This is a genomic window from Micromonospora palythoicola (assembly GCF_036689795.1).
GTDB classification, from domain to species: Bacteria; Actinomycetota; Actinomycetes; order Mycobacteriales; family Micromonosporaceae; genus Micromonospora; species Micromonospora palythoicola.
Window position 1 is genome coordinate 30,307 of record NZ_JBAGKI010000023.1, and the last position, 11,723, is coordinate 42,029.

At 73.8% G+C, this 11,723-nt stretch carries 9 protein-coding genes and 1 pseudogene; 7 read left to right on the plus strand and 3 right to left on the minus strand.

Annotated elements, in window-relative coordinates:
- Nucleotides 1-6 precede the first annotated feature (6 nt).
- The 4 genes from cydB to V5O40_RS13120 all read left to right on the plus strand — a co-directional run bounded on the left by cydB (nucleotide 7) and on the right by V5O40_RS13120 (nucleotide 5,399).
- The gene (gene cydB / locus V5O40_RS13105) at nucleotides 7-1,014 is read left to right on the plus strand and encodes a cytochrome d ubiquinol oxidase subunit II (protein WP_332905685.1); all 1,008 of its coding nucleotides are present in this window, start codon (nucleotides 7-9) and stop codon (nucleotides 1,012-1,014) included.
- Nucleotides 1,011-2,684: a thiol reductant ABC exporter subunit CydD gene (gene cydD / locus V5O40_RS13110; protein WP_332905686.1), complete on the plus strand. Its 1,674-nt coding sequence runs from the start codon at nucleotides 1,011-1,013 to the stop codon at nucleotides 2,682-2,684. The genes cydB and cydD overlap by 4 nt, the downstream gene beginning before the upstream one ends.
- A gap of 156 nt (nucleotides 2,685-2,840) precedes the next feature.
- Nucleotides 2,841-4,661, plus strand: coding sequence for a thiol reductant ABC exporter subunit CydC (cydC, locus tag V5O40_RS13115; protein ID WP_332905687.1), 1,821 nt, complete (start codon nucleotides 2,841-2,843; stop codon nucleotides 4,659-4,661).
- Between the two features lie 66 nt (nucleotides 4,662-4,727).
- Nucleotides 4,728-5,399: a permease prefix domain 1-containing protein gene (locus V5O40_RS13120; RefSeq protein WP_332905688.1), complete on the plus strand. Its 672-nt coding sequence runs from the start codon at nucleotides 4,728-4,730 to the stop codon at nucleotides 5,397-5,399.
- Between the two features lie 2 nt (nucleotides 5,400-5,401).
- On the opposite strand, the gene V5O40_RS13125 is transcribed toward V5O40_RS13120, so the two are convergent.
- A complete protein-coding gene (locus tag V5O40_RS13125; protein WP_332905689.1) occupies nucleotides 5,402-5,743 on the minus strand; it encodes a PadR family transcriptional regulator in 342 nt (113 codons plus the stop codon).
- A gap of 79 nt (nucleotides 5,744-5,822) precedes the next feature.
- Between V5O40_RS13125 and V5O40_RS27940 the strand changes: the two are divergent.
- The 3 genes and pseudogenes from V5O40_RS27940 to V5O40_RS13140 all read left to right on the plus strand — a co-directional run.
- Nucleotides 5,823-6,275: pseudogene (locus V5O40_RS27940) on the plus strand (hypothetical protein); the annotation flags it as partial.
- A 634-nt stretch (nucleotides 6,276-6,909) separates the two neighbouring features.
- On the plus strand, nucleotides 6,910-9,228 hold the full coding sequence (locus tag V5O40_RS13135; RefSeq protein ID WP_332905691.1) for a transposase: 2,319 nt from the start codon (nucleotides 6,910-6,912) through the stop codon (nucleotides 9,226-9,228).
- Between the two features lie 149 nt (nucleotides 9,229-9,377).
- Nucleotides 9,378-10,595: an ABC transporter substrate-binding protein gene (locus V5O40_RS13140; protein WP_332905692.1), complete on the plus strand. Its 1,218-nt coding sequence runs from the start codon at nucleotides 9,378-9,380 to the stop codon at nucleotides 10,593-10,595.
- A 96-nt stretch (nucleotides 10,596-10,691) separates the two neighbouring features.
- On the opposite strand, the gene V5O40_RS13145 is transcribed toward V5O40_RS13140, so the two are convergent.
- Nucleotides 10,692-11,285 (minus strand): GTP-binding protein, encoded by a 594-nt coding sequence (locus V5O40_RS13145; protein WP_155215169.1) that lies wholly within the window; start codon nucleotides 11,283-11,285, stop codon nucleotides 10,692-10,694.
- Nucleotide 11,286: 1 nt separating this feature from the next.
- The gene (locus tag V5O40_RS13150) at nucleotides 11,287-11,664 is read right to left on the minus strand and encodes a DUF742 domain-containing protein (RefSeq protein ID WP_091634396.1); all 378 of its coding nucleotides are present in this window, start codon (nucleotides 11,662-11,664) and stop codon (nucleotides 11,287-11,289) included.
- Nucleotides 11,665-11,723: the final 59 nt, after the last annotated feature.

Below are 11,723 nucleotides of genomic sequence, written 5' to 3' on the forward strand. Positions count from 1 at the left end.
CCGGAAATGGAACTCGCCTGGTACGCCCTGCTCGGCCTCTTCTTCGCCGGCTACCTGGTGCTCGCCGGCTACGACTACGGCGTCGGCCTGCTGCTCGCCGGTGGCGCCGACGCGTCCCGCCGACGCGCCGCGCTCAACGCGGTCGGGCCCTTCTTCCTCGGTAACGAGGTGTGGTTGGTGGCCGCCGCCGGCATCCTGTTCGGCGCTTTCCCGCTACTGGAGGGGGAACTGCTCGCCGGCAGCTACCCGGCGGTGGCCGCCGCGCTCGTCGGGGTGATCCTGGTGACCGCCGGGGTGCAACTACGCAGCCGTCCGGGCAGCGGACGGGCCCGCACCGCGTGGGATCGAGTGATCGTGGTCGGTAGCCTGCTCGCGGCGCTCGGCTGGGGCGTGGTGCTCGCCGGGCTGCTCCAGGGTGTACCGCTGCGGCCCGACGGACACGTGGCCGGGGTGACACACCTGTTCACCCCGTTCGCCGCCGCCACCGGGCTGGCCCTGGTGACGCTGGTGGTGGCACACGGGGCGACCTTCCTCGCGCTCCGGTCACCCGCCGTCGAGGGCGACCGGCTCCGGCCGTTGGCCCGCCGTCTGCTCCTCGCCGCGACCGTCGCGGTCGGCACGGCCGCCGTCGTCGGTGCGTTCTCCGACCGGGTACGCGCCGCCGCGCAGCGCCCCGCGGTCGGCGTACTGCTGGTGGTGTTGCTGGTGGTGGCCCTGCTGGCGGCGCGGGCGGCGCTCCGACGGCAACGGCCCGGCGTGGCCTTCGCGGCCACCGCGACGGCGCTGGCCCTGCCGGTGCTGCTGGTCGGGGCGACCCTCTGGCCGTACGTGCTGGTCTCGACCGTCGAACCGAGCGCCTCACTGACGGTCACCGACGCGGCCGCCAGCGGGCCGACCCTGCGGCTGCTGGGCTGGCTGACGGTACCGCTGCTGCCGGCCCTACTAGGCTTCCAGGCGATGTGCGTGTGGATTTTCCGAGGACGAACCGACGGTAGGGCACCGGTGTACTGGTGAACCGTCGCCCCTTCGACCCGCGGCTGCTGCGCCGGGTTCCTGCGGCCCGACGCGACCTCGCCCTGCTCACGCTGCTCGGCGTGCTCGCCGCCGGGCTCGTCGTGGCGCAGGCCACCGCCCTGGCCGTGCTGCTGGCCACCGCTTTCACCGGGCGCCTGGACCGGGCCGCGCTCGGCGGTTTCGTGGCCGCCGTCGCGGCCCGCTCGCTCGTGGTCTGGGCGCAGGGCGCGGTGTCCGCACGGGTGGCCGCCACGGTCAAGGCGGCGCTGCGGGCCGATCTGCTGGGCGCGGTCGCCCGGCACGGCCCCGGTTGGGTCGCCGGCCAGCGGGCCGGACAACTGGCCACTCTCGCCGGTCGGGGGCTGGACGCGCTCGACGCCTACTTCACCGGTTATCTGCCACAGCTCGTGCTGAGCGTCACCGTGCCGGTCGCGGTGCTGGGTCGGGTGTTCCTCGCCGACTGGAGCTCGGCAGTGATCATCGCGCTGACGCTGCCGCTCATCCCGATCTTCGGGGCGCTGCTCGGGTGGCAGGCGCAGGCCGCCACCGAGCGGCAGTGGCGACGGCTGTCGCTGCTCGGCGGCCACTTCCTGGACATGGTGGCCGGGCTGCCCACGCTGCGCGCGTTCGGCCGGGCCCGGGCGCAGACCGACGCGGTACGGCGGATGGCCGACGGTCACCGGATCGCCACCATGAAGACGCTGCGGATCGCGTTCCTCTCCGCGTTGGTGCTCGAACTCGTGGCCACCCTGTCGGTGGCGCTGGTCGCCGTCCCGGTCGGCATCCGGCTGCTCGGCGGTGGTCTGGCGCTGCAGACCGCACTGCTGGTGCTGCTGCTGACTCCGGAGGCGTACCTGCCGCTGCGGGCGGCCGGCAGCCGGTTCCACGCCAGCATGGAAGGGCTCACCGCGCTGGGCGAGGCGCTCACCCTCTCCGGCTCGGCACCCCGGGCGTCGGCGGGTCGGGTGGGCACGCGACCGGACGGGCGCGCCGAGATCCGCTTCGAATCGGTGACGGTGGCGTACGAGCGCACCACGGCGCTGCGGGACGTGACGCTGACCATCCGGCCCGGCGAACGTATCGCGATCATCGGACCAAGCGGCGCTGGCAAGAGCACCCTGCTCAACCTGCTGCTCGGCTTCGTCCGTCCGACCGGCGGTCGGGTCACCGTCGGTGGGGTCGACCTGACCGACGCCGACCTCGACGGCTGGCGGCGACAGGTGGCGTGGGTGCCGCAGCGGGCCCACCTCTTCGCGGCGTCGCTGGCCGACAACATCCGGCTCGGCACCCCCGACGCCACCCCTACCGCCCTCGCCGCCGCGGTCCACGTCGCCGCGCTGGACGAGGTGGTCGCCGCCCTGCCCGACGGACTGGACACTACGCTCGGCGAGCGGGGGCACGGCCTGTCCAGCGGACAGCGGCAACGGGTGGCGCTGGCCCGGGCGTTCCTGCGGGACGCCCCGGTGGTGCTGCTCGACGAGCCGACCGCACGCCTCGACGCCGCCGCCGAAGCAGCTGTGCTGTCGGCCACCCGCGAACTGGTCGCCGGCCGCACCGCGCTCCTGGTGGCCCACCGGCCCGCCCTGCTGACCGACGTCGACCGCATCCTGCGGGTCGAGGACGGCCGGGTCACCGAGCTGACCCCGATACCGGCCGGGGAACACCCATGAGCGAGCGCAGCGAGCGAATCATCGGGCTCGGTGCGGTGGTGCCTCGTCGTGACGCCGAGCGAAGCGAGGTGGCGCGATGAGCGAGCGCAGCGAGCGAATCATCGGGCTCGGTGCGGTGGTGCCTCGTCGTGACGCCGAGCGAAGCGAGGTGGCGCGATGAGCGAGCGCAGCGAGCGAATCGCCGGGATCGGTGGGCCCCTGCCAGAACTGGTCGTGCTTCGGCTGGCCCGGCCGTACCTGAAGCGCCTGGTCGGTGCCGGGCTGCTCGCCGCGGCGACCGAGTTTGCCGGGTTGGCCCTGATGGCGACCGCCATCTGGCTGCTGATGACCGCCGCCGGTCAACCCCCGCTGGACCGGCTCACCGTGGCGATCGTGGCGGTACGGGCGCTGGCGGTGAGCCGCGGGGTGCTGCGTTACACCGAACGACTGGCCGGGCACGACGCGGTGCTACGCCTGGTCACCGATGTCCGGGCCGGGGTGTTCGACACCCTGGCGACCCGGCGCGGCAACCCGCCCCGCAGTGGGGACGCGCTGAGTCGGCTGGTCTCCGACGTGGAGGCGGTACAGGACCTGCTGCTACGGGTGGTCGTGCCGGCCGCCGCGGCCGGGCTGGTGAGCGTACTGGCTGTCGGGCTGGCCGCGCTGGTCTCGCCGCCGGCGGCGCTCGCGCTCGCCGCCGGGCTGCTGGTGGCCGCCGTCGCCCTGCCGGTGCTGGCGACCGCGCTGACCCGACGGGCCGCCGCCGAGGTGGCTCCACTGCGCGGAGCGCTCGCCACCGACGCGGTCGATCTCACCCACGGCGCCGCCGACCTGGCCGCCTTCGGCGCGACCTCGGACGCGCTGGCGACCGCCGGGCGACGGGCCCGCCGACTGGCGCGGCTGGAGCGGCGGCTCGCCGCCCTCGGCTTCGCCGTCGACGCGGCCGGCGTGCTGGTGGCCGGCCTCACCGCCGGTGCGGTGGTGTACGTGGCCCTCGGCGCCGGCGTGGACGAGGTGCTGGTCGGCGTCCTGGCCGTCGGCACACTGGCCGCCGTGGAGATCGCCCTCGCGCTGGTCGGCGCGGCCCGGCAATGGACCGGGCTGCGGGCCGGACTGGCCCGGGTCGCCCACCTCCTGGCAGCCGACGACGCCGGCCGTGCCGAGACCGCCGAGACCGCCGAGACGGCCGAGACCGGGCCGTCCGGCACGCCCGCTGGCGGGCGGTCGTTCGAGCCGACGCCGTCGGTCCGGTTCGACCGGGTGACGGTTCGCTACCGGAACGGCGCTCCCGCCGCGCTCGACGGCTTCGACCTGGAGCTGCCACCCGGCCGCCGGGTCGCGGTCGTCGGTCCGAGTGGGGCGGGCAAGAGCACCCTGGCCGCCGTCCTGACCGGCGCGGTGTCCCCCACCGCCGGCCGGGTCACCCTGGACGGGCGGGACGTGGCGGCTCACCCGTCCCAGGAGCTGCCTCGCCTGGTCGGCGGACTGCTCGCCGAGGCGTACGTCTTCCACGCCACGGTGCGGGACAACATGCTGCTCGGTCGGCCGGGCGCGGACGAGGACGCGCTGCTCACCGCCGCCACCGCCGCCGGGCTGTCGGACTGGGTCCGGGCTCAGCCGGACGGTTGGGACACCGTGGTCGGCGAGGAGGGCGGACAGCTCTCCGGTGGTCAACGTCAGCGGCTCGCGCTGGCTCGCGCCCTGCTGGCCGCGCCCGGCGTACTGGTGCTCGACGAACCCACGGAAGGTCTCGACCCGGTCGCCGCCGACCGGGTGCTGGCCAGCACGTTGGCCGCGACTCCCGCCGGGCGCTCGGTACTGCTGATCACCCACCGGCTCAGCGGTCTCGCCGAACTCGACGAGATCGTGGTGCTGGACGCGGGCCGGGTCGTGCAGCGGGGCCGGCACGCGGCGCTCGTGGCGACCCCCGGGTGGTACCGGGACCAGTGGGTGTTGCAGCAGGCCGCCGAGCACGGATACCTCGCTCTGTCGGGTTGATCCGTCGGGCCGCCTCCGGGATGTCCCCGAGGCCGGAACACGAGCTGGCATGGCAGGGTTGGGGCCATGTCGGCCCGGGACGAGATGTTGGTCGAGGAGCACCTGCGGCAGCTGGCCGGTCGGCTCCGTGGGCCACGCCGGCTGCGGGCCGACCTGATGACCGAGGCCCGGCACGGGCTGCTCGACGCCGTCGAGGCGTACCGGGACAGTGGCCTGCCGGCGGATGAGGCGTCGCGACAGGCGGTCGCCGACTTCGGTACGCCGGATCAGCTGGCCCCGGCCTACCAGGCCGAACTCGCGGTGGCCGCGCTGCGCGGGCTGTCGCTGCGAATGGTCGCCTTCGCCGCGACCGGCTCGATCGCCGGTGATCTGACCTGGCACGGATCGAGTTGGAGCAGCGGCCCCCCACCGCCCTCGGCTTACCTGCTGTTGTCACAGTCGGTGGAGTGGATCTGGGCCGGGGCGTTCCTGCTCGGCCTGGCCGGGCTGGCGCTGGTCGCGGCCACCGCCCGCTCGGCGTGTCCGGCACTGACCGCGCTGGCGCGCGGCGCCGGTGTCGCGTTGACCGTCGCCGCCCTGCTGGGCGCCGTGGCCGGGATCGGGCTGTTCTCCTGGTCGATCCTGCTGTGGGACGCGGCCCTGAGCTGGCCACCGATGATCATCGGCATGGTCGTCGGCGCCGCCGCCCATGTGTGGCTGGGCAGCGCCGCCCGCACCTGGCTGCTGGCCACCCGCTGACGTCAGCCCGTCGTGGTGGGGGTGGTGCCCGGTTCCAGGAATCGGCCGACGGTGGCACTGAACTCACGCCAGCCGGAACGCTGGTCGGTCAGCGCCCGCCGGCCGCTGTCGGTCAGCTCGTAGGTACGCCGTTCCCGCCCGTTCACGGTGCTCCACGCGCTGACCACGTGACCGGCCCGCTCAAGTCGTCGCAGCGCCGGATAGACGGTGCCGGTGGGCAGGTCCAGGCGACCCTCACTGCGCGCCCGCAGTGCCTCGATGACGGCGTAACCGTGCAGGGCGCCCCGTTCCAGCACGGCCAGCAGCAGGGCGTCGAGGTGTCCGTGCAGCGCCTGGGCGTTCATGCGTAGACACGCTACTTGTTATCCGGGTGGCGAGCCACCGGGGTGCGGCCAGCGGTTACCGAGCGCAGCCAACTAGGGTATGTGCCCAGAGTCACTCACCGGCATCAGCGCCGGGGGTGGTAGCCCGACGCACACGGAGGTCACCGTGGCACGCCAGTCGCCCCAACGGCCGGACGCCGACGAGCCCGAGCTCGATGACACGACCGGCACCAGCGAGCCGGACGTCGCCGAGCCGGCCGACGCCGCGCCCGACGCCGCCGCGGCGGAGACCGCGAACCGCGCACTCTGGGACGAGCTGCGGATCGACCCGGTGGAGATCGCCCTGCCGGCCGGCACCGGCTTCACCCTGCGCGCGTACCGGTCGGCCCGTGAGCTGACCCCGACCGACGTGGCGGAGCGGGACGCCGACGACCCCTTCCTCGCCCGTCGGCAGGTCGGCCCGGCCGAGGACGACGTCGAGGAGGGTGACGTCGTCATCCTCGACGAGGACGTCGCCCGGGAGTTCGCCGAGAGCGAGGACGAGGAGCAGCGGGCACAGCGCGACGACGACGCCACCGAGGACGGCAAGGCCGACAAGGACGACGCCGACGACGCCACCGCCGATGAGGCCGGTGACGAGGAGGTGCCGATCTTCCTGACCCACAAGGGCCGGCTGCTGCTGTTCAAGACGCCCGAGTCGCTCGTCAGCTTCGTCCGTTCCGGCGCCCCCAATGACCTGTCTCAGCTGGACAGTTGGGATGAACTGTCCGAACGGGTGGAACCGGCCGACATCGCGCCGCTGGACGATGACGTCTACGAGCTCGATCTCGTCGTGGAGAACCTCCGCGGCGGGCACGACACCTGGGACCCGACGCTGCTCATCGAGGCTGGCGAGGTCGCCCGAGACCTGGCGTACGCCCTGCGGCTGCCCGCGGTGCTGGACATGCTGGCCACCGGCTCCAGTCTCGACGACCTGGACGAGGCGCTCCGGGCGTCGGTCGGCGGCGGCATCGGCGGCTTCATGGGACGGCGTAGGCTGAAGAAGATCGGGGCACAAACCGCAAGCCTGGGTTGGCGGACCATTGTCGGGAAGATCTCTGCGGTCGTGGACTGGCGCGACTGACCCGCACCAGGGACCATCAGTCTCTGGCAGAGAAAGCCCTGAGTCCCGGGAGGAGGACGACGCCGTGGCGCTCGTGCGCGTGTACTGCGGTCTGACCTCGGCGGACCCGGCCGACCGACCGGTCTCGACCGGATCGGCGCTGACGTCCGCTGTGGTCGACGACGCAGGCCGTCTGCTGCATGTCTGCGAGATCGGCGACGACCCGACGGGCTACGCCCGGCTGGTCACGCTACTCGTGGAACGTTCCGGCGGGCCGAGCGGTGCGGCGATCGCCGCCGACAGCGACGACCACACCATCACCTCCCTGCTCAGCGCCGCCGGTCGCCCGCTGGCGATCGCCGACGACGACTCTGTCGACGACTTCGCCGAACGGTTCGCCGATGACGACTCCCTGGAGGAGATGCAGTCACCGCCGGCCGTTCGGCGCGCCGTCGGTCTCGCCCGGTCGCTGCAGGCCGGCGCACTGTCCGCGGTGACCCTGCCGGCGCCTCGCGACCTCGCCGGGTACAAGCAGATCCTCGCCGCACACGCCGCGCTGGCCAGCGGGCGGCACTCCGCCGCGGTAGCCCTGCGCGAGGTGCTCCGCGAGCTGTACCCGGCCGCGTTGCGCGCCTACCCCGACCCTGCCGAGCCGATCCCGCTGGCCGTGCTGGACGCACTTCCCGAGCCGGGCATGCTCACCGACGCCGCCGGCCGGGGCCGCGACGCCGCGGTCACCGCGGATGCCGTCACCGCCCAGCTCGCCGCCGACGGAGCCGGCGACGCGGAGGCGATCGACGAAGCGGTCACCGCACTACGGGTCGCCATCTCCGAGACGCCGCGACGGGCCACCGTCAACCGAGCCCTGACGTCGGCCGCCGCGGAGACCATCAGGCAGGCGGTCGCCTCGGTGCGGGCCTGCGACGCCGGCTGCGAGGCGCTCGTCGGTGCCCTGCGTGCCCGCACCGCCGGGCCGGCACCGGCGTCCGGCCGGCGGGCCGCCGCGCGACGCGGCGAACAGGTCGGTGAGTTGTCGGCGAGCGCGCCCGGCGCCCAGACCGGCCTGCGGTCGGTGCGGCCCGGTGGCCCTGAGCCGGCCGGTGGTCGGCGCAGCCGACCGGAGCCGGTGCCGGGCAACGCCCCGCCGGCCGCCCCGCGCCCCCTCGGTCCCCCGCCGGTGGCGCCCGCGCCGGTGACTCCCCCACCGGTCGCGCCCGCGCCCGTTACGCCGGCCGCCATGGCCGGTCCGCCCGCCGCGCCGTCGCGCGCCGAGTCGCGCCCGTCCCGGGTGGACGGTCCGACCAACCGGCCGATCTCGGCGCCACCCCCGCCACCGCCCGGGATCACGCCGATCGCGCCGACGCAGCGCGGCGCGATCCCGCCCGCAGAAGCGGGCGAGCCGTTCCGGCCGACCCTCACCACCGCGGCGATCAACAACGCCCGGGCCGAGCGTCAGCGGACGGTCATCCCGCCCCGGCCGAAGACGAACGGCGAACCACCGACCGGCGGCTTCAGCGCCACCGACCTCAGCGTTCCGGTGCCGGCGGCCCGCCCCGAGCAGGAGAAGACCGCTCCTCCGGGATCCCGCTCGAACTGGCCGCTGGTGAACAACCCGGACAACCCGGCCGACACCACGCCCCGCAACCCGGTCGTCGGCTCCTACGAGGACCGGGGTCGGCGTGGCGCGCCCGAGGCCCCCGTCGACCACGGCGCCGACCGCCGGGTCACCCCGCCCTGGCTCGCCGACGATCTACCGCCGGAACCGCCGGTCCTGCGGCTCGTCGAGCCGCCGCCGCTGGCCGACCGGGCGTTGCGCAACGGAGCCCCGCAGCCACCGGAGCAACCGCCGCTACGGCTCGTCGACCGGGGCGGCGCCGAACGCGGCAACCGGGGGGCGGAGCGGTTGGACCTCCCACCGGCCCGCCGTGCGGCGGAACCGCCGATCGAGCACCGGCCGCCACCGGTCTCCGACGAGGGCGACGGTGATCTACTGATCTTCGCGCAGGCCCGCTCCGCGTGGTTCGTGGGCCACGGCGAGGAAGCCGACCTGGACTGGTCGACAATGGCCGACACCGGTTGGCAGGCCGCCGAGCAGGCCGCACGCCCGGCGGTGGGTGCCGAGACGAACGCCGGGCTACCCAAGCGGGTGCCCCAGGCCAACCTGGTGCCCGGCTCGCCGTTGCGGGAGGAGCGTCCGCTGCGGATAGTCCGCGACGCCGCCAGCCTGGCCGAGAACACGACCGGTTACTTCCGGGGCTGGCGCCGGGGGCAGGAGATCGGTGGGTTCGCGGTCGGCGGACGCCCCGGGCGGGAGGCCGCGGGCGGCTGGGACTTCAGCCGCGACACCGGCGATCGCGACGACGATCGGGAGTACGAGTACCGCTCCGCCGGATACCGCTCCTGACGTCCGCACGGCGGCGACAACGGTGCAGGCTCATGGCCCTTCACCTGCGTGTTTCTGCCCACAGCCGGATAATTTGACGCCGGGTCGTCGGGGCCGGAAGCATACCCGCGGAACAGCCGGCGGCAGGTCGCCGGGCGGGAAGGCGACTCATGGCGACACCGGTAACCGGCCCCTGCGTGGTCACTCGACGCGGCGTACTGGCCGCAGCGGCGGGCACGCTGCTGCTGGGAGCCTGCGGGCGGGACGGCGGGCGGGAGAACGCCGTCACCCGGCCCACTCCCGGTCACGAGCTGGTCGTCGGTGCCACGCTTGAGTTGAGCGGTCCAGGTGCCGCGCTGGGGGTGCTCCAGCAACGCGCGCTGGCCATCAGCGCGGCGGCCCTCAACGAGAAGGGCGTGGCGGTCGGCAACCTCCGCCGGACGGTCCGCGTCGAGGTGCTGGACAATCGCAGCAACCCCCGGCTGGCCGCCCAGCAGGCGACCGAACTGGGCCGCCGGGACGACGTGCACGCCCTGCTCGGAGCCACCTTGGCGGAAACCTCGATGTCGGTGATCGGGGTGGCGCAGAAGCTCCGGCTACCGTTCGTGTCGCTGGCGTTCGGCGACTCCATCGCGGTGCCGCTGGCCCAGCGGGCCTACGTCTACAAGGTCACTCCGGACGCCGGGGACGTGGCACGGCGGCTCGCCCAGTTGGTCAGCGCCGAAGGGCTACGCCAGGTGGTGCTGCTGGCCGAGGACGGGCTGCACGGCGATTCGGGTGTCCGGGCCATGCGGGGCGCGCTGCGGACCGCGGAGGTGGGTCTGGCCCGCACCGTGCGGCTGCCGACCGGCAAGACTGGCCTGGCCCGAGCCGCGGAAGAGGCCGTCGCGGCCCGCGCCGACGGTGTGGTGGTGTGGGCTACCGCGCCCACGTCCGGTGCCGCCGCGCGGGCGCTACGCGCCGCCGGACACGACGGTGAATTGTTCTTCGACGCCGGGGCGGTGGCCGAGGAGACCCTCGAGACTGCCAATCTGGCCGCCGTCGAGGGTGCCTACGCCATCCATCCGTCCTCGCTGGGTGGCTCCACCATCGCCAACAGCAGCGCCACCGGACGCGCCTACCGCGACCTCGTCTCGGCGTACATCCGCGCGCACGGAAGCTACCGTGGCTTCGCTCCGTACGCCTCGGACGCGCTGCTGCTGATCAGCACGGCGGCCCGGTTGGCGGACAGTGTGGACCGTGGTCGGCTGCGGGCGTACCTGCAGAACCAGGTCACCGACGGGCTGGCCGGCATGTACTCGTTCACCCCCATCCGACACAGCGGCATGGACCGCCACTCGCTGGGGGTCTACCGCGTCGACGGCGGGGCCTGGAACCGGTTCAGCTGACGACGGTGCGCGCCCTGCGGCGTCCACCGTCGTCATCCGGTCACCAACCAGCGCCCGGCGTCGGCGGTAGCCGTCACCGGGCGCTGGTGCCGATCATCAGGCGGGCGCGACGGCCCGGGAGCGACGCATCGTGAGCACGTACTCGACAAGCGAGATCAGCACGTGCTTGGTCGACTCCCGGTTCCGGGCGTCGCAGGCCACCACCGGCACGTCGCTGGAGATGGCGAGCGCCTCCCGGACGTCCTGCGGGTCGTGGTACTGCATCCCGTCGAAGCAGTTGATGGCCACCAGGTACGGCAGCCGCCGGTGCTCGAAGAAATCGATCGCCGCGAAGCAGTCGGCCAGCCGACGGGTGTCCACCAGCACGACCGCGCCGATCGCACCCCGGACCAGCTCATCCCACATGAACCAGAAGCGGGTCTGACCCGGCGTACCGAACAGGTACAGGATCAGGTCGCGATCGATCGAGATACGGCCGAAGTCCATGGCCACCGTGGTCGTCGTCTTGCCCGGCACCTGCCGGGTGTCGTCGACGCCGACTCCGGCGGAGGTCATGATGGCCTCGGTGGTCAGCGGCGTGATCTCCGAGACCGAGCCGACCAGCGTCGTCTTGCCGACGCCGAATCCACCGGCGATAACAATCTTCGCCGACGTCACGCGCCCGCTCGGGGCCGGCGGCCGGTGCGACATGTCAGAGCCTGCGAAGTCCACTCAGCACCCTCTCCAGCAATTCAGTGCCCACCGCGTCGTCCGAGTCGTCCAGGATGGTCGGCTCGTGGACCGCGACCAGGCCGTCCGTCGCCATGTCGGCGATGAGCACCCGGGCCACGCCGAGCGGAAGCTGCATGCGCGCCGCGATCTCCGCGAGCGACTGCACGCGTCCGTCACACAGCGCGGCGATGTACTGGTGCTCACGGCCTTGGCCACCATTGCCAGTGGCAGCGGCCCGACCGCGCACCGTCGTCTCGACCAGCGCCTCCAGGGCGATGTCGAGGCGGGGACGGGTACGACCGCGGGTCACGGCGTATGGACGGACCAGCGCGCCGGTCGGCTCGTCACGATCAGCCATGTTGCCGTTCACCTCCTTCGTACCCGGCACCGGTTGGACCGGTGCTACCCGTCGTATGC